The sequence below is a fragment of the Mycoplasma sp. 13536 genome, from assembly GCF_055523495.1.
Genome location: NZ_JBVFVC010000001.1, coordinates 302,556 through 326,971, shown reverse-complemented (window position 1 = coordinate 326,971; position 24,416 = coordinate 302,556). Strand labels below are relative to the sequence as shown.

Here is a 24,416-nt window from a genome sequence, read left to right as displayed (position 1 = left end):
GTATTTTTTGGAAAAGTCACTTGCGAGATATTAACAAAATAATTGCGTTTTAATTTTAACATAAATTTTACATAAAAAATGTATGCGAAAACAGAAAACACGGCAGTGTTTTCTCGTTGGTTTTGCTTACTTTTGCCAAAAGTAAGGCCCCTTTGATTGCAATCAAAGGCGGGGGATTAAAAAAATTTTAGGTTATCTTATATTGCCGGACAACTTGCCGATAGTTATTTATTTTATCCATCATATAATCAATTTCTTGCTGAGAGTATTTATCTAGACTTTTTCCTTTGGGAATGTAATACCTAATTAAGCGGTGCATATTTTCTATTGAACCTTTTTGTCATGAACTATATGGTTGGCATTTAAATAATCTTTCAGTTGGAATTACCTGGTGTAATAAGACATTTTCACTACCATTATCAACAGTTAAAGTTTTAATGTCTAAGTTATGTTTCTTGATTAGTTTGATAAGAGTTTGTTTGATAGCTTTGGAGTTGCGTTTTGAGAGCATAGCATAAGACATTCTGGTTTGCCGTTCAATTATGGTCACAATACAATAGGTATCATTGATTTTACCAATAACGGTGTCTAATTCAAAATGGCCGTGTTCAGAGCGATCATTAATATAAGATGGACGTTTCGAAATTTCTGTTGCATATTTTAATGTTTTAGGTTTGGTTTGCTTTTGCTTCCTTATGCCATATTTTCCTTCAGATTTTTTAACAATATGGTCAAAATCAAGGAAATAAGGGTATTTTTTAATTATTTTATAAATTGTACTAGGCGAAGGAGCAAATTCATCAGGGGATAATTTTTTAAAAGAATTCACAAGATAGGTAACTGATTTCTTAACTTCTTTTTGCTGCAAATTCTTTTTGTTTCTATTTTTATTGTATGTATTAAGCTCACTATACCAATACTTTCTGTAGGCCTTTCATTTCTCTTTAATTGCATCACTTACAAAAAAGAGTCGCGAAAATGAATAACCTAATAAATGTTCGTATAGCTTGGTAAAATTAAGGGTTTTAACCCGCATTACTCTTTTTGAACACTTAGCACAAACATAGCGATTTTGTTTATCTAAACTAAGTGGTCTGCGATTTGTAATAATTTGGATTTTACTTTTTATACTTCGAATGTCTCTATCAAAAATCTTGGCTACTTCTTGGATTGAGAAGCCTTCAGAAAGTTCTTGTAAAATATTATAAAGTTGCTCTAGATCGATTTGGTTTGTTCGTAATTTTCGATGCGACTCAAGAGCTCCTTGCATTTTCAAAATAGTATTATGATTCTCTTCGATTTTAAAGTGTTGATATTTATTTTCTTTTCGATATTTGTCAAAAACACAAATATATTTTTCTAAATTTTTCATATAATTTTAAGGTCTCCTTTATTTTTTGAAAAATTATCAATACAACTATTTTATTACAAGGCAGACAAAAACAATGTCACATGCAAAAAACTTGCATGTGACATTTCCAATTAATATTTTTTTATATCTTTTTACAGTTGATACACTGAGCTTTGTAATTAAACTAAGTTGAGATAAAGATTTTTCAATATTAGCAGCAATTAATATGAGAGATTGCTGTTTTTTTAGTTCGTAGTTCGTTAAGTTTTTGTACTTATCTATGTTATGTTTGATTCTCATAAATAATTTATACCATATTTTAATTAAATTAGTTCATTTTCGGAGGGATTTACATATGGGCCTAAATAGTTGTCATTGGACAAAATTTATGAAATAAGAAAATATTTCCACTTTATATTTTAAAAAATGTTATAATTTTAATGATTTAATTTATCGGAGGTTAACTTTTTTATGTTTAGTTTTAAAAAAATAAAAAAATCACTATTTTTAGTAATATTTTTTGGAAAAGTCACTTGCGAGATATTAACAAAATAATTGCGTTTTAATTTTAACATAAATTTTACATAAAAAATGTATGCGAAAACAGAAAACACGGCAGTGTTTTCTCGTTGGTTTTGCTTACTTTTGCCAAAAGTAAGGCCCCTTTGATTGCAATCAAAGGCGGGGGATTAAAAAAATTTTAGGTTATCTTATATTGCCGGACAACTTGCCGATAGTTATTTATTTTATCCATCATATAATCAATTTCTTGCTGAGAGTATTTATCTAGACTTTTTCCTTTGGGAATGTAATACCTAATTAAGCGGTGCATATTTTCTATTGAACCTTTTTGTCATGAACTATATGGTTGGCATTTAAATAATCTTTCAGTTGGAATTACCTGGTGTAATAAGACATTTTCACTACCATTATCAACAGTTAAAGTTTTAATGTCTAAGTTATGTTTCTTGATTAGTTTGATAAGAGTTTGTTTGATAGCTTTGGAGTTGCGTTTTGAGAGCATAGCATAAGACATTCTGGTTTGCCGTTCAATTATGGTCACAATACAATAGGTATCATTGATTTTACCAATAACGGTGTCTAATTCAAAATGGCCGTGTTCAGAGCGATCATTAATATAAGATGGACGTTTCGAAATTTCTGTTGCATATTTTAATGTTTTAGGTTTGGTTTGCTTTTGCTTCCTTATGCCATATTTTCCTTCAGATTTTTTAACAATATGGTCAAAATCAAGGAAATAAGGGTATTTTTTAATTATTTTATAAATTGTACTAGGCGAAGGAGCAAATTCATCAGGGGATAATTTTTTAAAAGAATTCACAAGATAGGTAACTGATTTCTTAACTTCTTTTTGCTGCAAATTCTTTTTGTTTCTATTTTTATTGTATGTATTAAGCTCACTATACCAATACTTTCTGTAGGCCTTTCATTTCTCTTTAATTGCATCACTTACAAAAAAGAGTCGCGAAAATGAATAACCTAATAAATGTTCGTATAGCTTGGTAAAATTAAGGGTTTTAACCCGCATTACTCTTTTTGAACACTTAGCACAAACATAGCGATTTTGTTTATCTAAACTAAGTGGTCTGCGATTTGTAATAATTTGGATTTTACTTTTTATACTTCGAATGTCTCTATCAAAAATCTTGGCTACTTCTTGGATTGAGAAGCCTTCAGAAAGTTCTTGTAAAATATTATAAAGTTGCTCTAGATCGATTTGGTTTGTTCGTAATTTTCGATGCGACTCAAGAGCTCCTTGCATTTTCAAAATAGTATTATGATTCTCTTCGATTTTAAAGTGTTGATATTTATTTTCTTTTCGATATTTGTCAAAAACACAAATATATTTTTCTAAATTTTTCATATAATTTTAAGGTCTCCTTTATTTTTTGAAAAATTATCAATACAACTATTTTATTACAAGGCAGACAAAAACAATGTCACATGCAAAAAACTTGCATGTGACATTTCCAATTAATACTATTTTTAGTAAGTATTTTAGGCGTTTCCTTGCCTACCATATCGCTATCTACTGCTGTTGACAGTAATAAAAAATATACAAAAAACGAAATCACAAAAAAATTTTTTGAACCATATTACAAAAGATTAGGGATTAATATTGATTTATACGATAAGGATCGCGAACAAAACGAATATGATAAAGTAGGTGTTATTGAGGTAGATAATTTTAAAGAAAAATTATTTTTTTCTAAAAAAGATCTTGAATTTAATAATTTATCTAAGTTTAAAGAATATAGTATGCATGGATTTGCTGTTTCTTCATTAGTCGGAACAGATATGGGTATAAATAAAAACGCACGCATATACTTTGACACAATAGACACGAAAGATATGGTAGGTGCAGTCAAAAATATGAACGAACAGTTTAATGTAAAACTTTTCAACATTAGCGCAGGTTATCATGATCTTCCTCATGTGATGAGAAATTATTTTAAAGATTTTATAATGGATGAATATTTATCGCTAAATAAAAATAATTCAAATGAAAACAGATCAAATAAAAATGAAAATAATAAATTAAAAGTAGAAATAGAATATTTAAATAAAATTTCATTTTCTTTATTCTACTATATTTATAATCAAAGTAGTAAATTACAAAAAAACCTTTCCGAAAACACTTATAAATATTATAAAAAATTGGATGAATATGCAACAAAAAACGACTTAAAAATAATTTTAAGTGCTGGCAACAACAATGAAATCATAGATTCTTCATGAAAAAATATTTTTATCAATGCATTAAAAAATGGTTATATTAATGATTTATCATTTAAATCATTGCTCTTTTGGGCTACTACTACATTAAAAAAAATGGTAATAAATGGTAATATAAATTTTGAAAGCGAAGACGATTCTTATGTTAATAAAATAAAAAATATAATCTTATTAATAAAAATATTAGAAAATATACTAGAGCCATTAGATGGTTTATTAGATAAAGAGAGCTTTTTCGATGATGAGAAAAGAATTAGAGAAATAATCGATGGTTCAATTAAGTTTCAATCTTTTAAATCATTTCCAAATTTGATAACTGTAGGAGCTGTAGATTCTCTTAATTTAGCAACTAATTTTACATCTTATTCATATTTGGATAGCGATAATTTGCCCTTAGTTTCGGCATATGGAGAAGACGGGGATGATCAATCAGAAAAACATTTAATTTATAAAATCGAAAAAGAAAAAAAGAATTTGTTTAATCAGCCTGCTTATTATTCTCTTAGCGAAGCCGAAAAAAAAGAATTATTAAAAAATAAAATTATTGAATGAGAAAAATTATTTTCGGAAGAAACAAGAAAAAAATTATATGAAATATATTCATCATTAACTAATGCATCAATCGAAGAAAAAAATATTATTAAATATTTAGCTAATTTTAATGGGACAAGCATGGCGGCGCCTTTAGTCACTGGAGTTATTTCTTTGTTGCAATCAAATTTAAAAAGAAATTTAAGTTTAAATGAAGTTAAGGTGCTACTAGCATCATCATCTACATACTCAAAAGAAAAAGCTACTAAATCAGCTTACTCAGAAAATCATACGAATACAACAGAAGAGATATGGAGAAAAAATAATTCCAAAAATAAAACCGGATTCGGTATACCTAAATACTTTAAAATGAAAAAAATAATGGATAAAAAATTGTTAAAAGTAATTTCGGAAGAATCATTTAAAAAATGAGTTTCAAAAAGTTCTATAGATTCTGATGAGATTATCATTAAAAATAATTTTAGTCACTTAACCGACACATTAAGTTTAACTGTTAAAAAAGATTTTAGAGAAGTTATAAAAAACTATAAAGAAGGAAATATAAAAGAAATAGCGAATTTAATTGAAAAACATGATAAAAGAATCGACAGCAAATTAGAAAAATTAAAAAAAGATCTTGAAATTAAAGAAAATGAATATATTAAAAGAAATAATGTTAATGAATTTAAAAGAAAATTATTTTCAGAAGGTTTATCTAAAGAAGAATCTGAAATACTATATGAGTTTAAGAAAAAAAGTAAAAATTATTTTGATGTTTATTCTCATTTAATACTTGAAAGAATAAACACTGAAGATCAATCAACATATAATTCAGTAAGAATGAAAGTCAGTGAATCAAAAGATTCCAGCGTAGAAAGAAACAATTTTGGTGAATATTCTAATCTGACCTCAACTAAATATCATCACGAAATTTTATTAAATGATTTTAAGGAATTTGAAAATATCATTAGGGAAGAATTAGCTTATATTGAAAATTATAGTGAGATAATAAAAAATAAAAATGATAAAATTAGAAATAAAAAGATAAAAGAATTTGAAGAGAAATATAATTTATATAGAGATGAATTAATGAAATATTATAAGGAATATATAAAAAAATATTGAGAATTTCATTATTATTTAAGTATTAATGGAGGGTAATATGAAAAAAAAGATATGTTTTCTTATTAGCTTGTTAGCCATAATGCCGCTATCTAGTTGTAATGTTAAAGAAAACGATGTAGTAAAGGTAAATAAAAGCGAAACATCACACAATGAAATGGATGATGAATTTAAAATAGATGAAAGATGATTTAATTTATTAAATAATTTATATAGCCATAATTTTGATAATAATGGTAAGTTAAAACTTTTAACCAATGATCAATCATGAGTTATTCTAAAAATGTTGAAAAATAAAAAGTATAATTATAAATATAAAAAATTGATCGAAGAATATTTAAATAAAATTTCTATTGACAATAATCTTGAGGAAAATGCTTCATTTAATTTAAATTATCTTTTATATTTAAAAGAAACCTTAGAATACAATTGAGAAAATACTGATGTTGATAAATTAATTTATAATGAAGAAAAAAACAAGAAAGAAATTAATGACTTAAAAAAAATAGACATTAATATAATTACTGAATTAATAAAAAATGATAAAAATTCAAAATTTAGTAAATTAGCATATGCTTTTGCAAGCACTTTTTTTGGTGTTTTGAATAATAACATAGATTTTACAAAAAAATTTTCATACTATGATCACTTATTTCGTAAAAAGTATAAATTTAATTTTAATGATTTTGAACACCACACAATAGGTAGTTATTTTAAGCGTTTAATCACACCTTATGTTAGTGATATAAATCAAAAAAAGAAATATTGATGAAGCCATTTTGATGATGAATTAAGAAAATTATTTTTATATCCACCATATGATGATGAAAAAGTAAGAAAACAAATAAATAAGAAATATAACGAGGGTAAGTTTTTATCTATAAAAAATATAATTGGTGAATACACAAACGGTAAAAATATAAAAATCAACTTTCAATCAAATAGAAATTTACTTGATAAAAAAGAAAATATTAAGTTAATAACAAAGGAATATAAAAAAGGGAATTATTTATTTCGTTTTATTACACTTAAAGAATATGCTCCATTGTATTCTTATGATGAATTTAAAAGCATATATAAAGAAGATGGAAAAAAACGTTTTTCTAATAAAAACTTTTCAGGGAATTTCTATTTTTCATTAGATACAAATAAACTATTTTCGAAAAACAATTCTGAATTAAAAGAAATATACATATTAAAGACTGATAATATTTTTATAAATGAAGATTTTAATTCCTTTGATGCTGAAAATTTTGAAAATATTTTAAACAATTATTACAATCATATAAACAAAGAACCAGATAATTTAGTTTTATCTATAGATGAATTTATGCCAATATTCAAAACTGGTAAAGAATATTTGGAATTATTTAAAAAAATTCAAAAGGATTATGATATGCCTATTTCTAGTGAATTTGTAACGCTGTAGAATATGTAGAATAACTACTTTTTTGCACTACTTTTTTAATTTTTTGCCCAGACTGTTGGGGTTAATCATTTTTTTATTTTTTGATTTATATTATGGATTCCTTTGTCGCAAAAAAGATAACGAAAAAACAAACCAAAAAAATTTTTTTCTTCTTTGGCAACTAAATTGGAAAATTTATATATTTTTTGATGTTTTTACTGTCTAAAAAATTAAGATATGATTATGTATATTATTAAATTAACTATAAAATTTCAAAATGAAACAAAAAGATTTTAACCCCCCCTTGATTGCAATCAAGGGGGACTTACTTTTGAAAAAGTAAGCAAAACTTCCAGAAAACACGTGGCCGTGTTTTCTATTTTATTATTTTCTTTTTTATTAAAAAATATTAAAATTAATATGCATCAATTTTTATTTCATCATTGATGCTTCTGTGTAATGTTCGAAGTATCTCTAAATACTCAGCCATAATCTTATTGGCTTCAAGGTTATTTCCTTGTGCATTCACAGAGACACTATTAAACTTTGAGATGTATAATTCAAGAGTTTTAAAAAATGAGTTTGTTTTCTTATGGATAAATGCTAGTTTTCCAACGGCAGGGATAGAATAATCTAAACCTTTCTCAAGAGCTCACATTTCTGTAAAGCTTAGATATTTTCCATTAGGTTCTTTGGCAAAGTATTTTTTTCCATTATATTTAAAATACAAATTATCATCAGAAGAATGTACTAACACAACATCAGAATTATAAGGAAATATAATCCTTTTGTCATGCATATCGAAAGCTGCAAGGTTCTTACCTTGGTATCTAACAACACCATTTAAAACTTTTCTATTAATCTCTAAATCAACGGCTCAATTGCCGTTTTTCTTTCCTTCTTTTTGAAAGACATTATGTTTAGAAATTATTTTTTTATTCCTCGTGTTGTAATAATTTTGAAATACTTCGTTATTTTGCTTTAAATCATTAATATCTTTATATCCGTTTTCATGAATTAATAATGGGTATTGATCTAATGATGTTCTAAAAGATCTCTCAACGTGTGGTTTATGTTTGGGATTAGATGAACTGAGTACTTCTATTCCTTTTTTATTTAAATCTTTTTATTAATTGGAAATGTCACATGCAAGTTTTTTTGCATGTGACATTGTTTTTGTCTGCCTTGTAATAAAATAGTTGTATTAATAAATTTTAAAAAAATGAAAGGAGACCTTAAAATTATATGAAAAATTTAGAAAAATATATTTGTGTTTTTGACAAATATCGAAAAGAAAATAAATATCAACATTTTAAAATTGAAGAGAATTACAACACTATCTTGAAAATGCAAGGAGCTCTTGAGTCGCATCGAAAATTACGATCAGATCAAATCGATCTAGAACAACTTTTTAATATTTTACAAGAACTTTCTGAAGGCTTCTCAATCCAAGAAGTAGCTAAGATTTCTAACAGAGACATTCGAAGTATAAAAAGTAAAATCCAAATTATTACAAATCGCAAACCACTTAGTTTAGATAAACACAATCGCTATGTTTGTGCTAAGTGTTCAAAAAGAGTAATGCGGGTTAAAACCCTTAATTTTACTAAACTATACGAACATTTATTAGGTTATTCATTTTCGCGACTCTTTTTTGTAAGTGATGCAATTAAAGAGAAATGAAAGGCCTACAGAAAATATTGGTATAGTGAGCTTAATACATACAATAAAAATAGAAATAAAAAGAATTTGCAGCAAAAAGAAGTTAAGAAATCAGTTACCTATCTTGTGAATTCTTTTAAAAAATTATCCCCTGATGAATTTGCTCCTTCACCTAGTACAATTTATAAAATAATCAAAAAATACCCTTATTTCCTTGAATTTGACCACATTGTTAAAAAATCTGAAGGCAAATATGGCATAAGGAAGAAAAAACAAACCAAACCTAAAACATTAAAATATGCTACAGAAATTTCAAAACGTCCAGCTTATATTAATGATCGCTCTGAACACGGCCATTTTGAATTAGACACCGTTATTGGTAAAATCAATGATACATATTGTATTGTGACCATAATTGAACGGCAAACCAGAATGTCTTATGCTATGCTCTCAAAACGCAACTCCAAAGCTACAAAACAAACTCTTCTCAAACTAATCAAGAAACATAACTTAGACATTAAAACTTTAACAGTTGATAATGGTAGTGAAAATGTCTTATTGCACCAGGTTATTCCAACTGAAAGACTATTTAAATGCCAACCATATAGTTCATGACAAAAAGGTTCAATAGAAAATATGCACCGCTTAATTAGGTATTACATTCCCAAAGGAAAAAGCTTAGATAAATACTCTCAGCAAGAAATTGATTATATGATGGAAAAAATAAATAACTATCGACAAGTTGTACGGCAATATAAGATAACCTAAAATTTTTTTTAATCCCGCGCCTTTGATTGCAATCAAAGGGGCCTTACTTTTGGCAAAAGTAAGCAAAACCGACGAGAAAACACTGCCGTGTTTTCTGTTTTCGCATACATTTTTTTATCTAAAAATTATGTTAAAATTAAAAGACAATTATTTTGTTAACATCTCGCAAGTGACTTTTCCAAAAAACAAGATATAAAAAAATAATAAAAAGTAATCAAGAAATTGTCATCAGTCATAAAAATAAAAATCAACAAAGAAGTTGCAAAGTTACAGATTCAGAAATTGAATTAGTGTTTAAAGATTATTTAAAAACATGTGAAATTATTCTAAATAGCATTCTAACAAATAACCAACTTTCGTTTAAAAGTTATTATTATTCAGAATATGGTTCTTTTATAAGGCAAAAAATTTCTTACAAAACTTTGGTAAGAAGATTCAACCAATTAGGATTATTTAATATACATACAACCAAAAGAGGAAGAAAAATAGCAAAATTATCAAAGAAGAAAACTTCACAAGAGACAACATTGCTATTAAAAAAATATTATAAACAAATTAAACAAAATGAAAAACAAAGACAAGTTTTGGGTCTAAAGAAAAATTTAGAATTTGGTGAAATTGTTGAAATCGATGCTCAGCTTGAACCATATTTAAAAAATAATAAACCATTCTATCTTTATCATGCAATTGATGTTGCCACTGGAACATTATTAGCAGCATGATTTGAAGAACAAGAAACAACATTAGGATATCAAAGACTGTTAGAAATAGTATTTAAGAAATATGGATTTCCAAAGAAAATTTATACTGATAAAAGAAGAACTTTTTGGGGAAACGAAAACACACAAACAATTTTTGAAAAAGATTTAAATAAAAAAGGAATAGAAGTACTCAGTTCATCTAATCCCAAACATAAACCACACGTTGAGAGATCTTTTAGAACATCATTAGATCAATACCCATTATTAATTCATGAAAACGGATATAAAGATATTAATGATTTAAAGCAAAATAACGAAGTATTTCAAAATTATTACAACACGAGGAATAAAAAAATAATTTCTAAACATAATGTCTTTCAAAAAGAAGGAAAGAAAAACGGCAATTGAGCCGTTGATTTAGAGATTAATAGAAAAGTTTTAAATGGTGTTGTTAGATACCAAGGTAAAAACCTTGCAGCTTTCGATATGCATGACAAAAGGATTATATTTCCTTATAATTCTGATGTTGTGTTAGTACATTCTTCTGATGATAATTTGTATTTTAAATATAATGGAAAAAAATACTTTGCCAAAGAACCTAATGGAAAATATCTAAGCTTTACAGAAATGTGAGCTCTTGAGAAAGGTTTAGATTATTCTATCCCTGCCGTTGGAAAACTAGCATTTATCCATAAGAAAACAAACTCATTTTTTAAAACTCTTGAATTATACATCTCAAAGTTTAATAGTGTCTCTGTGAATGCACAAGGAAATAACCTTGAAGCCAATAAGATTATGGCTGAGTATTTAGAGATACTTCGAACATTACACAGAAGCATCAATGATGAAATAAAAATTGATGCATATTAATTTTAATATTTTTTAATAAAAAAGAAAATAATAAAATAGAAAACACGGCCACGTGTTTTCTGGAAGTTTTGCTTACTTTTTCAAAAGTAAGGCCCCCTTGATTGTAATCAAGGGCGGGGCGGGGCGGGGTTTAAAATCTTTTTGTTTCATTTTGAAATTTTATAGTTAATTTAATAATATACATAATTATATCTTAATTTTTTAGACAGTAAAAACATCAAAAAATATATAAATTTTCCAATTTAGTTGCCAAAGAAGAAAAAAATTTTTTTGGTTTGTTTTTTCGTTATCTTTTTTTGCGACAAAGGGATCCATAATATAAATCAAAAAATAAAAAAATGATTAACCCCAACAGTCTGGGCAAAAAATTAAAAAAGTAGTGCAAAAAAGTAGTTATTCTACAAAAATTTAAAAATTTTTTTGAGAACAGCTATTTTTTCCCTGTCTATTTATCTTTTCGTGCTTTTAAGTATGAATTATTATATCAATTGTACAGGGTTTTATAATAAGCAAGGTTATCATTGGTGGTTCTTGTATCTTTTAGTATTTCAAATTTTAACTCTTTTGATTTAGGCAATACAAAAACCCCAAAGCTATGACTTAGTGGCACCACATCTTGCCTGCGGCGGTTTTGGTCATTAACTATAATATTTAGAGTTATTTTATCATGTTCATAGAAAGGGACAAGATAATCAATAGTTGAATTATGCTGAGTGATATTACCGTAATTTGCAAAAATATAAATATTATTATCTTCCAAAAGATTATAAACATCTTTATTATCCAAATAAATGGATTCAAATAATTCCTTGATTTGAATATCATCATTAAAGTCATCATGATTATGCAATTCTTTAAATCGATTTATAATTAAGGAATTAAATAATTCTTTTGAAGATATCTCAATAAATCTTTCCTTTATTTTAGGAATATTTTCATCAAAATATACTGTGTTAAAACCTCCGGTTTGATTTTGGCTATAAGTTTGTTTTATCCTTTCGTTATTATCCAACCATATTGGCGGGATAAAAGAAGCTAACTTAACCAGATTTTTATATTTAGGAATAATAAGATTATATATTTTACTAATTTCTTTTGAAATTTTTAACCTTTGTTCCACATCTATATCATTAAAAGAATTTGGATTAACTAACTCGTCATTATTCACAGTGCAGGCAAAAGCTGTAAAAGGGATTAATATCGTGCTAAGACCAACTAATGCTTTCTTAATCATGGATTCCTTTTACCAAATGAGTTACAGCACATTTTTTACTGCTGGAGTAGCAAAAAATGTTGCTAATCCCATTGAACTGACTGAGTTTAAAAAGAAAAATTTTAATTTCTTTGCCATAAATATCTCCTTTTTTATTAATTGATTGATGTTAAATATTATTATTGGGATTATTATACTATAGAAAATATTAATAATGTTTGAAAAATATCTTCCTTTTATCTAAACACATCATAATTATATCAAAGAAAAATATCAATATAAGCCCGAAACTTTTAGAAAATATATTTTTCCTTATCTGTTATAATAATAGAATGGAAATATACATACACAACACGAATTATAATTTAAAAAAAATAACATTAATACACGGATTTTTTAAAGCATTATGTTTAACTTTATTAATTTTAATTATATTAATATTGAATAAAACATACATTCCTTTTAATATCCATTTATCAACTAATCAATTAAATCAAAATATTATCTTCTGGGGGTTATTAATCCCTTTATATCTTGGTGTTTTAGCTGCAAGAATTTATTATTTTAAAATTGAATGGCAAATGTGACAGCATATTAAAGATAAAATTAAATATGAAGGTAATGGAGTATTTAATTTTACTTTCTTAAAATTATCCTTATTCATTCCGTTATTAGATATATACCGTTACTTCTTTTTATTTGCATTATTTAAAGAAGGAGACTATTATATATGTAATTGAAAAGAAGGTTCAAAACGTAATAATTTAAAATTTTCAGTTTATGATATTGCCCTTGGTGCAATTTTAATGTCTTTATTCTTTATTATTACTGCTTTAAAGAATTTTACTCCACTAAAAATTATTTCTTTATCGACTGAATATATCTTTTATATTATATTCACCATTTTCTTTGGTAAATATAAAGGGGCTTTTTTCTCTTTTTTGGCTGACTTTTTTAGTTTACTACTTTCAGGGCAAATTGCTTTATATCATGAAGCTTATGCAATTGTGCCAATTGCTGTTTCGTTTTTAATTGGCTTTATCTTAGATATCTTTAAGAAAAATAAAAAACAAGTTTTTATTTTTATGGAAATCTTTATGCTTTTATCTTTTGTATTATTAATTTATACATTCTTAGTAAATGTCAATGATCCAAAAGGTTTAAGAATTTCATCTACTTTTGGAATTAGTAGGTTAAGTGTTGGAGTTTTTGGCACTTTACTGGCATTAACTTTAGGAATGTTTGCATTATTTAATTTATCAGTATATTGATATTTTAAAGCAAAAACCCCAGGTAAAAAACAAACCTACTTATACTTATCTTTAACAATCTTTTTAGTTATCTTTACAATTGTATTAGCAAGGTGAATCTGAGGCCCAATTGCCTTTATTCAATACGCTAATAGATATTTAGGAAGAAGTTATAACTTACAAAATCGTTATGTAATTGTTATGACCCCGATTGTTCTTAGATCAGTAATTGCCTTGCCAATTTATATTTTAGTTTTAAATATTATTATTCCAGTATTGTTTAAACTAAAGAAGACCATAGTTAGAAGTGATTACAAAATCACATATTAATTTATATATTTTAAGTTTTGTTGTATAATATATAAGATTTTTCAAACTAAAAGAAAAAGGGAGGTCTTATATGGCTAATATTAAATCTAAAATGAAAAGCATCGTTAAGATGGAACAAGCTCGTGTAAAAAATGCAGCTATGAAATCTAGAGTTAAAACAGCAATTCGTAAAGCTCGAGAAGCTGTTTTAGCTAACGACGAAAAAGCAGCTTTATTAGTAGCAAATGCACACCACGTAATTGCTAAAGCTGTTGCTAAAGGAGTTTTTCATGCTAATAAAGGCGCAAGAAAACACTCACGTTTAGATCAATTTGTTAACAAAACAAAAAAAGCGAACAATGCTTACTAAAATATTTTATTAAATGCAGCTTATTGCTGCATTTTTTATATTAATTAACTAATGCTTATAAGAAAAAAACAATGTCTTAATAATCAAGACATTGTTTAATATTTATCTACTAGTCTTCTTTGACTTCTTTTAAGAATCAAGGCATATCATATACATCGGGGCTATTTAAATGAGCCTTAAAAATTTGTGAAGCTGCAGATTTGTAATTTTGTAATGATAATGGGTGTTCATTATCTGGGTTAATACCTAGGAGGTTATATTCTCTAAGATCATAGCTATAAAATATACTATACTCATTTTTTCCAATTCCATATGTATGACTTGAAGCAGCAGTCATTAGACCAAAATAACTATGCTTTCCATCTTTTTCTACATATACTGGTGAACCAGAAGAACCAGGACCACCATAAATATGTGAATAGTAATCTCTTCAACCGGTTTGGTATGAATTATCTTGAATATTTTTAGGTCTACGAGTAATTGAACCTGAAAGCTTCGTATGAGGGAAACCGAGTGTTGCTGCTTCCCAAATCATTGGAACTGATACTATTCTAAATTTAGAAGGAACATCCATGCTAACATTAGGCATTTTCATTATTCTTTCAATTTTTGATACTATATCCATTTTTCCAGAATTTCTAGCATTTTTTAAGTGTTGATTTAAATTAATTGATAATAAGATCATATCATGAGGTTCACGTGTTTTTTTACCATCTTTTGATTCTTGAGAGTGAGCTAACCACAATGCTTTAATAGGGATGTCGCCAGCAATGTAATGAGTGGAAGTATACTGCTTATTTCTTTCCAAAGTAGTATCAATAAGCTGGTAAGCTAAAAAGTAATATTTAGCCACATAATCTTTTAAGAAACTATCACCAATAACATCATTAAAGTTTTTTGCGGCTTGGGTCTCTACGTGCATGTTAGTTATGTAGTAGAAAGTAGCATCGTTAGGATTATCATTTGTTTTGGCCAAAAAACCACCTGTACCTGAAGGGGGAGCAGAGTATTGGAATGCACGAAGGTATGCATTATCAACAACATCTCAATCCCTTCATTCTTCAAGGCGCATAAATTCAGCATCTAATTTATATCCATTATGTAATTCATATGGAACATTTTGATTAGGTTGATAAACGTCTCGATTTGCTAAATATTTTGCATCTGAAAAAATAGTAATAGGCTGATTAAATTGATTATAATCCATGTTATTATAATCAAATCTGTTTTGGTTTACCTTAAAGTCTTCTTTTTCTTCATCATTAGTATATTTTACACTGATGCTTGCAGCAGCAGGTAAAATAATAAATGCTCTTTCTTTTTCAAACTCAGTTTTGAAATGATCTTGAACTTCTGGTTCATCAATAATAATTTTATATGAATTATCTTCCATGAAGATTTTGAATTCAATACCAGTATTTTCATTTCATGTTAAACTTACAATATATTTAAAACTTTCTTGTTCTGAAGCTGTTGCACTGTAAACATACTTTTGTGACTTAGATGCAATTAACTGATCAAAGTCAACATTTATATCAATACCATTACTTAAATCTCTAAGGCGATTATTTTTATTAGTATCATTAATTAAAACATTAGCAAGGAGTTTGAATTTAATTGATCGATTTCTAGCATTTGGTTTTAATAAAGTTTGTTCTAAATATTTACGTTTTAAAGTCCATGAAGCTATGTTGGTTCTTTGATTTAAATTTCAAAGCAATTCATCTCACATAGGCTCAATTACTCTTTCGCGAGTAATTGAGGTTGGAGAATCTTGGATAGTTTTTAAATTGTTGTTAGTTCATGCAAAACTTTGATATATGTTATTTGTTTGACTTGGTGCAAAGCCTTGGATTTTGTATCATGTATTACCTTGAATTCATTTATTGCTTTTATCTTGGACCTTAAAGCTGATGTATGCTTGGTCACCAGAAATACGTCTAATAGCATTTATTTTAAATAATGTAACTGGTAATGAATAATTTAAATAATTAATCTGCTTTTGTGAATCTGATTTTAATTTAATAATATTATTTAAATTTTCTAAATCAGCTGCCCACTGGTCCGCAGTTTTAGTTTTTAATGTTTCATAGTTAATTTCTAAATCACTTATTTTAATATTATTTACCATGATTTCTGGATAATGGTGTTGTTGATAATCATTAACTAAGTTAATTAAAGTATATTCTTTACCATTAGTATATCTTATGCTTTGGTTTTTCTTATTAATTCAACCTAGTTTAAATGTCATACCACGTTTACCAGTACGTTTAACATCATAATAAACAGCAAAGTACTCATCTGTTAAAGGTTTTATATCAGTTGAGTTAACTGAAATATTTTTATCATAATATTTTTTATCTAACGGAACATATGCTTTACTATCATGGTTTTCACCTTTATTGTCTGTACCATTACCAAAAACCATTAAATATTCCATATTAACAAATGCTTTTTGATCAATCATATCTTGCACATTAAGCATTCTAAAATCTGGAGTTGGATTAGTTGATGAGGTTAATCTTGGCGTAAAGTTTGATTCATTAACCGAGTTGATGATACTAATAATATTTTGCGCTGGAACTGTTGAGTTTTTAAAATCATCGGCAGTAAATACCTCACCTTTAGGTTTTAAATCAAAGAAGTTAAGTAATTTGAAATTACTAATTGAAACTGTTTTATTGTTGGTAGAAGCTGGTTTTTCAACTTCAACACCATCTTTTTTATATCATAAAACTAATTTTGCATTACCATCTCAATCATTAATATCTCTAACTTCTTTTATAAATAATTCATATTTACCAAATTTAGGCAAAATATATGATTCATTAAAGGCTTTAATTGCATCAGAAGCAAGGTAAACTTCATGAGAATTTTTACTCTTATGATTAATCTTTAAGGAATTAAAGAAATCAGAAGTATTACCATTAATTATTTTTAAGATTTTAGCTTCGTGAAGTTTATCAACGTATTCTTGATAATCACCTTCGTTATTTCAAAATTCTACTGGTTTATTAGTTGCTATTTTAGCTTCTTTAATTACTTGGTTATTAAACAATACTTTTAAAGTTACATATAGTTTATTATCTCTAAATTCAAAATCATCTGAAAAATCATAACGGAAGAATTTTGAAATAAATTTAGATTTAGCTTTAAAGAATTTTAATTTCTTATCTTTTTCATAAGATAAGAAATCTTGTGATTTTAGTTCTTTTAAACCTTCATAATCTACATCAAAGTTTGTATCTAAGTCATTAATATTAATATCATTTACAAATTGTGTTACATCTTTTGCATATACTTTATTAAATTTGTATTTATAACTAATTTCAGGTTTTGATTTTAAAAACACTGTAACTTCAACTAGTAAATTATTCCAGTTAGTTTTATCCAATTCTAAATTAGTTATTTGATAATCAACATATTCATTGTCGTGGACATCAAAGAATAACTTAGTATTTTCAAAGTTGTATGATGCAGAATATGAGTATTTCTCTAAATCATATTTAGCACCTATTTCATTAAATTCAAATTTAAGTTTTCCATCTGTTTCTGCTTTGAAGTAATCTAAAAGAGTTTTTGAATCTGTTTCAGTATTATTCTTAAGATTTGTTTCTTGTGTCTCAAATGTTTTTAATAATTCTTCAAACGTACTAATATTGTTAGACATTGAAACTAGAGAAACTTTCTCTAGTTTAGATTCCTTATCAAAAAGTTTTAAATATTTACCTTTTTCTTTGTAATATTCTAAAACTTGTTTTTGTGATTTTTGATATTCACTAGTAATATAATTTTCAATTGAATTTAACTTATTATTAAGGTTGGTTCATGATTCAAGGAACTTAGTAAACTCAGTTTCAAAGGTAGTAAGTGCATTTTGTCCATAAGCATTTATTAAATCAGTTAAATCTTGTTTATTTTGATTATTTAAATCTGTTTCATTAACTTTACTAATTAATCTTTGTTTTGTATTTACCACAACATTTGTTTCTAAATAGTTAAGTTTTTCTTGTAGTTCGTAAATACCTGCAAGTGAATATATTTGTTTAATGCTATTTCTTAGTTCTTCTTTAGTTGTAGTATCAATATCAGAACTTTCAACTAAAGCAGTGAAATCTTGCTTTTTACTATTAACATACTCAGAAGCTAAATTGTTCTCAATAATATAGTTTGTAATTGAAACAAAGTGACTATCAAAACCTTGATTAAAGGTTGTTAATTTATCAAAAGATAAGTTAGTATTAACATACTCTTTTGCTTGGTTAATTTTAGTTTGTAATTCTTGATTTGAATTTAGAGTAGCAAACTCAATTACATTTTCTAACTTAGTTAAATTTTTATCAATAGTTTTAACTAATTCTAGTGGATTATTAATTGATTGTTTTAGGTTAAATAGCTTAGAAGTATTATTTTTTAATAAATCACTAACTTTTGAATTACTTAATTTAATTTTTTTAGCTTCTAAAAGAAAATCATCAAGTTCTTTATTTTTAGATAAAATGGCTTCGTTATATGAGGAAAGTTCTTGTTTAGTTGTTTTAATTTGAGTTAAAAACTCAGGAGTAAGTTTATCAAAGTTATTATTTGTAGTATTGATAAATTTATCATATTCATCTAGTTTGGTTTTAATTTTTTCAAAATTGTCTGGTTTGTAATCAATAGTTGAGTATAAACTTTCGATTTTGGTGTTTAAAATTGATAAATATTCAGTTACAAAATCAATTAATAAATTTGCTTTTGCTTCATCAAAATCATTATTTTGATAATTTGTTACAGTTTGTTTCAAAACATCTACAGAACTACTATTAACAGAATTTAGAAAGTTATTAACCTTGGTAATGTTAGCATTATCAATAGGTTTTGGTGTTGGTTTTTCATCATTTGTACAAGATAATGCAACAAATGGAACGACAGTTAGTGATGATAAAGCCAATGAGAATTTTTTAATTTTTTGCATAAAACTCCAGTATTTTTATTTAATTTATTATTAGTAAATTTTTTTGTAATTGTAATATCTTTAAAGTTATAAGTAAAAATTTATGGTAAATTTTTACTTATTAGAAGTAAGATATCTTATTTCTCTTAAATTAACAAAATTGTTTAAATGTGTTTTATTAAAATTCAATTATTAATTTTCTATAGTTTCTTTTAAGAATCAAGGCATATCATAGACATCAGGGCTGTGTAGGTGAGCTTTAAATATTTGAGAAGCTGCTGATCTATAGTTATGTAGCGAAAGAGGGTGTTCGTGATCTGTGTTAAGACCAAGCAAATTATATTCACGAATGTCATAACTATAGAATAAAGAGAATTCATTGCCACCCATATATCCACCTGATCCAGCTGTAAGAATCCCAAAGTAATTGTGTTTTCCATCTTTTTCAACATATACAGGACTACCTGAAGATCCACCACCTGAGTAAATATGTGAGTAGTAATTTCTTCAACCTGTCGCAAACGAATTATCTAAAACTCATTTTGGTCTTCTGGTAATTGACCCAGTGATTTTATCTTTTGGGAAACCTAATGTTGCTGCTTCTCAAATCATTGGAACTGATACTATTCTAAATTTAGATGGTACATCTAAACCGATATTTGGCATGCTCATTAGTTTTTCTGTTTTTCAAACTAAATCCATAAGACCACGATTGCGAGCATCTTTTAATTTATCATTTAAGTCGATTGATAATAAGATCATATCATGTGGCCCGCGAGTTTTGCTACCATCTCTAGAAACAGCGCTGTGTGCTAGTCATATTCCTTTAACTGTTACATTGCCATATCTGTGAGTAGCAGTTTTATTTCTGTTTCGTTCTAGATTATTACCATTTAATTGGAAAGCCAAATTATAATTTCTACCTGTATTATCCTTTAGGAACGAATCATCAACAACATGGCTTCAATTAGTAGCAACGCCAGTTTCAACGTGCATGTTTGTTATGTAATAGAAAGTAGCATCATTTGGATCATTATTAGTTTTCGCTAAGAAACCACCAGTACCAATTCCACCTCCTGCGGCATCCTGGGTTGCTCTTAAATAAGCATTTTCCACAACGTCTCAGTTTCTTCATTCTTCAAGGCGCATATGTTCGGCATCCATTTTGTATCCTTCATGTAATTTGAAGGATACATTTTGGTTTGGTTGATATACATTACGGTTAGCTAAATATTCGCCATCAGAGTAAATTGTAATAGGTTGGTTGAATTGGTTGTATTCCATATGATTATAATCAAAACGGTTTTGATATATTCCAAAATCTTCTAATTCTTCATCATTTGTATATTGAATGCTTGCACTTACGGCAGCAGGTAATATTAAAAATGCCCGGTTTTTTTCAAATGTTTCTTTGAAATTAATTTGTGTGTCTGGTTCATCAATAATTATTTTATATGAGTTGTCCTCCATATAGATTTTAAACTCAATACCCGTAGTTTCATTTCAGGTTAGACTTACTATATATTTAAAAGTCTTGTCTGTATTGGTTTTAGCTTCTTTAATATATTTAAGTGTTTTAGAAGCAATTAAATTATCCAAATCTATATTTAAAGCTATAGTATTATCGTTATTTCTAATGCGCTGAGTTTTTTGGTTATCATTAATTAAAGAATTAGCATGTATATTAAATTTAATATTTCTATTTCTAGCATTTGGTTTTAATAATGTTTGTTCAAGATATTTTCGTTTAAAAGTTCATGATGCAATATTAGTACGAGTATTGATGTCTCATAATAAATCATCTCACATTGGTTCAATTACTCGATCACGGGTAATTGAACTTAGCGAATCTTGAATTGTTCTTAAATTTGAATTTCTTCATGTAAAACTTTCGTATAAATTATTTGTTTGACTTAAAGCAAATCCTTTTATTTTGTATCACGTATTACCTTGAATTCATTTATTGCTTTTATCTTGAACCTTAAAGCTGATGTATGCTTGGTCACCAGAAATACGTTTTATAGAATTTATTTTAAATATTGAAGCTGGTAAAGAGAAGTTTTTGTATTGAATTTCATTATTTTCATTAACTTTCAATTTGATTACTTGTTCAAGGCCATTTAAATCTCTTGCTCATTCATCTGCTGTTTTAGTTTTTAAGGTTTCATAATTAATATCTAAATCACTTAATTTAATATTGTTAACCATGATTTCTGGGTAGTGGTGTTGTTGGTAGTCATTTACTAAGTTTATTAAGTTATATTCTTGCTCGTTGGTGTATCTAATTGATTGATCAGTTTTCTTAATTCATCCAAGTTTAAATGACATACCACGCTTACCAACACGTTTTACATCATATCAAACTGGGAAATAATCTCCTCGTAATGTGCTTATATTTGTTGCATTAACTTCTATATCTTTATCATAATATTTGTTATCTAATGGAACATATGCTTTATCATCGTGATTTACGCCTTTATTATCTGTACCTGTATTATTAATCAACATTAAATATTCCATGTGTACAAATGCTTTTTGGTCAATTAAATCTTGAACATTGATAAGTCTAAAATCAGGTTCTACTTTAGTTGATGAAGTGAGCCTTGGAGTAAAGTTTGATTCATTAACTGAGTTAATTAAATTAATAATATTTTGATCTGGGGCTGTTGCATCTTTAAAGTCTTCTGCAGTAAAGATTTCACCTTTAGGATTTAAGTCAAAGAAGTTAAGTAATTTGAAATTTCCGACTCTAATTGTTTTATTATAAACTTGAGCAGGGTTTTTAATTGGAATCTCAATTCCATCTTTTTTATATCATAAAACTAAGTTTGCACTACCATCTCAATCATTAATGTTTTTAACTTCCTTAATAAACAATTCATATTTACCAAATTTAGGCATGATATATGAATCATTGAATGCTTTGATTGCATCAGAAGCAAGATAGATTTCATGAGTGGTTTTGGTTTCAGGTTTGAATTGCAATGAATTGAAAAATGTTGCAGCATCTCCATTAATTATTTTTAATATTTTTGCTTCATGAATTTGATCAAGATAGTCTTGATAATTTCCTTCATTATTTCAAAATTCTACTGGTTTAATAGTAGGTATTTTACCTTCTTTTATTATTTGGTTATTGAAAAAGACTTTTATTGTTGCATATAATCTATTATTTTTATATTCAAAATCATCACTGAATTCATAATTAAAGAATTTAGCAATTTTTGTCCCCTTGTGTTTAAAATATTTTAATTTTTCGGAATGAGGCAATGCTAAAAAATCAGTTGCTTTCATTTCTTTTAAATCATCATAAGCAACTTCAAAATTCTGGTCTAAAGTATCAACCTGAATTAAATTTACATACTCAGATACATTTTTATCAAATGTTTTTGAGAAATTATAAGAGTAATTTATTTCTGGGTTAGATTTTAAAGTTACTTTAACGGTTACTAACAAGTTATTTCAGTTTTTTTTGTCTAATTCTAGATTTGTGATTTGGTAATCTACATAATCATTATCATGTACATCAAAGAACAACTTAGTATTTTCAAAGGTATATGATGCAGAATATGAATATTTTTCTAGGTCATATTTTAAACCAAGTTCATTATATTCAAATTTTAATTTCTCACCAGCATCCTCTTTAAAGTAATCTAATAATGTTTTTGAATCTTGTTCTTTATTTTCTAGTAATTTGCGTTCTTGTTCTTCTAAAGCTTTTAAGTGTGCCTTAAAAGTTTCAATATTATTTTCCATTGAAACTAAAGAAATTTTTTCTAACAAGTCCTTATTAAACAATTTAATATACTTACTTTTTTCTTTGTAATATTCTAATACTTGTTTTTGAGAACCTGTATACTCATTATTTATATATTTTTCAATGCTTGTTAATCTACTATTAATTTGCTCTAAAAGTTGCGTGAATATATCAAATTGTTCTTTAAAACTAGTTAAAGAAGTTAGTGAATAACTATTAAGAAGATCTTTTAAATCGTCTATATTATCTTTGGTTAATTTAGAATTTTCAATTTGAGTAACCAATGATTTTCTTAGATCCACTAATTCATTTGTTTCTATATGATTTAGCTTTTCTTGTAATTCATAGATTCCAGTAATGTTGTAAACATTCTTAATTTCATTACTTAATTGCTCTTTGATTTGACTATTAAGATTAGCATTTTCTACTAAAACTGTTAATTCTTGTTTAAGATTTTTAACATTATCTGAAGTCATGTTATTTTGGACAATATAATTTGTAAGAGATTTAAATTTATTTTCTAATTCGTTATTATATGAATTTATGTTATTAACTGATAAATTTTCATTTATATATGACTTTGTTTCGTTGATTTTGTTTGTTAATCCTGTGTTATTTAGTTCTGTTGCAAAATTAAAGAAATCATAAAGCTTTTTAATATTATCATCTATTTTTTTAATTAAATCAAAAGGATTTTGAATTTGTGTTCTAATCTTAAATAATTTATATATTTCAGTATTTATGAAATCTTTTAAATTATTATTGGATATTTTTATATTTATTGCTTCTTTGACAAATTCATCTAGTTCTTTATTTTTAGTGCTTACTTCTGAATTATATGCTTGAATATCGCTACTTGTTTGCTTAATTTGAGCAAGTAATTCTGGTGTAAATTGGTCAAAGTTATTATTTGTTGTATTAATAACTTTATCATATTCTTGAAGTTTTGCTTGAATTGCAGTTAGATTTTCTGGATTAAATTCAATTGTTGAATAAACACTTTCTATTTTTGTGTTAAGTATATTAAAATATTCAGTAACAAAGTTGATTAAAAGATCAGCTTTAGAAGCTGAAAAATCATTACTAGGGTAGTTTATTAAACTTTCTTTAAGTGTATCTACATTTGCATTATTAATAGATGCAAGGAAATTCTGGACTTTTTGAATATTAGGATTGGTGATATCTCGCACATCTTCCCCTGGTTTTTTGGGAACGTTTGGATTAGTTTCATTTGAACATCCAACTGCTATTGCTGGTAATAAAGAAAGTGCAGCAGATGCTAGTGATATTTTTTTAAATTTCTTCATAATGGCTCCTTTTTTAGTCAAAAGTATGATATATAAAATGTGATAATTTTGTATATATTATTATACTTGAAAATTGATCAAAAATAACCTAATATTTCTATAAT

General features: G+C 26.4%; 13 protein-coding genes. 6 read left to right on the top strand and 7 right to left on the bottom strand.

Annotated features, from left to right (window positions below; translation table 4 throughout):
* Positions 1 to 187 precede the first annotated feature (187 nt).
* The 3 genes from AC0B4N_RS01280 to AC0B4N_RS01270 form a co-directional block, all read right to left on the bottom strand.
* Positions 188 to 1,372: an IS30 family transposase gene (locus AC0B4N_RS01280; RefSeq protein WP_465102103.1), complete on the bottom strand. Its 1,185-nt coding sequence runs from the start codon at positions 1,370 to 1,372 to the stop codon at positions 188 to 190.
* Between the two features lie 45 nt (positions 1,373 to 1,417).
* The gene (locus AC0B4N_RS01275; protein ID WP_465102104.1) at positions 1,418 to 1,651 is read right to left on the bottom strand and encodes a hypothetical protein; all 234 of its coding nucleotides are present in this window, start codon (positions 1,649 to 1,651) and stop codon (positions 1,418 to 1,420) included.
* Positions 1,652 to 2,051: 400 nt separating this feature from the next.
* The gene (locus AC0B4N_RS01270; protein WP_465102103.1) at positions 2,052 to 3,236 is read right to left on the bottom strand and encodes an IS30 family transposase; all 1,185 of its coding nucleotides are present in this window, start codon (positions 3,234 to 3,236) and stop codon (positions 2,052 to 2,054) included.
* Between the two features lie 95 nt (positions 3,237 to 3,331).
* Here AC0B4N_RS01270 and AC0B4N_RS01265 point away from each other — a divergent pair, with 95 nt between their 5' ends.
* Both AC0B4N_RS01265 and AC0B4N_RS01260 read left to right on the top strand, forming a co-directional pair.
* Entirely contained in the window at positions 3,332 to 5,800 is a 2,469-nt protein-coding gene (locus AC0B4N_RS01265) for a S8 family serine peptidase (RefSeq protein WP_465102102.1), read from the top strand.
* A gap of 1 nt (position 5,801) precedes the next feature.
* Positions 5,802 to 7,190 (top strand): hypothetical protein, encoded by a 1,389-nt coding sequence (locus tag AC0B4N_RS01260; protein ID WP_465102101.1) that lies wholly within the window; start codon positions 5,802 to 5,804, stop codon positions 7,188 to 7,190.
* A 394-nt stretch (positions 7,191 to 7,584) separates the two neighbouring features.
* Here AC0B4N_RS01260 and AC0B4N_RS01255 read toward each other — a convergent pair whose 3' ends face one another.
* Positions 7,585 to 7,968, bottom strand: coding sequence for a hypothetical protein (locus AC0B4N_RS01255; protein ID WP_465102100.1), 384 nt, complete (start codon positions 7,966 to 7,968; stop codon positions 7,585 to 7,587).
* A 446-nt stretch (positions 7,969 to 8,414) separates the two neighbouring features.
* Between AC0B4N_RS01255 and AC0B4N_RS01250 the strand changes: the two genes are divergently transcribed.
* Together AC0B4N_RS01250 and AC0B4N_RS01245 are read left to right on the top strand one after the other, a co-directional pair.
* Positions 8,415 to 9,599: an IS30 family transposase gene (locus tag AC0B4N_RS01250; RefSeq protein ID WP_465101895.1), complete on the top strand. Its 1,185-nt coding sequence runs from the start codon at positions 8,415 to 8,417 to the stop codon at positions 9,597 to 9,599.
* 152 nt (positions 9,600 to 9,751) lie between these two features.
* A complete protein-coding gene (locus AC0B4N_RS01245) occupies positions 9,752 to 11,170 on the top strand; it encodes a transposase family protein (protein WP_465102099.1) in 1,419 nt (472 codons plus the stop codon).
* Positions 11,171 to 11,615: 445 nt separating this feature from the next.
* Here AC0B4N_RS01245 and AC0B4N_RS01240 read toward each other — a convergent pair whose 3' ends face one another.
* Entirely contained in the window at positions 11,616 to 12,404 is a 789-nt protein-coding gene (locus AC0B4N_RS01240; protein ID WP_465102098.1) for a hypothetical protein, read from the bottom strand.
* 311 nt (positions 12,405 to 12,715) lie between these two features.
* Between AC0B4N_RS01240 and AC0B4N_RS01235 the strand changes: the two genes are divergently transcribed.
* Both AC0B4N_RS01235 and rpsT read left to right on the top strand, forming a co-directional pair.
* Positions 12,716 to 13,963, top strand: coding sequence for a hypothetical protein (locus AC0B4N_RS01235; protein WP_465102097.1), 1,248 nt, complete (start codon positions 12,716 to 12,718; stop codon positions 13,961 to 13,963).
* Between the two features lie 70 nt (positions 13,964 to 14,033).
* Entirely contained in the window at positions 14,034 to 14,312 is a 279-nt protein-coding gene (gene rpsT, locus AC0B4N_RS01230) for a 30S ribosomal protein S20 (RefSeq protein ID WP_465102096.1), read from the top strand.
* A gap of 109 nt (positions 14,313 to 14,421) precedes the next feature.
* Here rpsT and AC0B4N_RS01225 read toward each other — a convergent pair whose 3' ends face one another.
* Positions 14,422 to 19,269, bottom strand: coding sequence for an MGA_1079 family surface serine endopeptidase (locus AC0B4N_RS01225; RefSeq protein ID WP_465102095.1), 4,848 nt, complete (start codon positions 19,267 to 19,269; stop codon positions 14,422 to 14,424).
* Positions 19,270 to 19,440: 171 nt separating this feature from the next.
* Entirely contained in the window at positions 19,441 to 24,312 is a 4,872-nt protein-coding gene (locus AC0B4N_RS01220; RefSeq protein ID WP_465102094.1) for an MGA_1079 family surface serine endopeptidase, read from the bottom strand.
* Between the last annotated feature and the right edge of the window lie 104 nt (positions 24,313 to 24,416).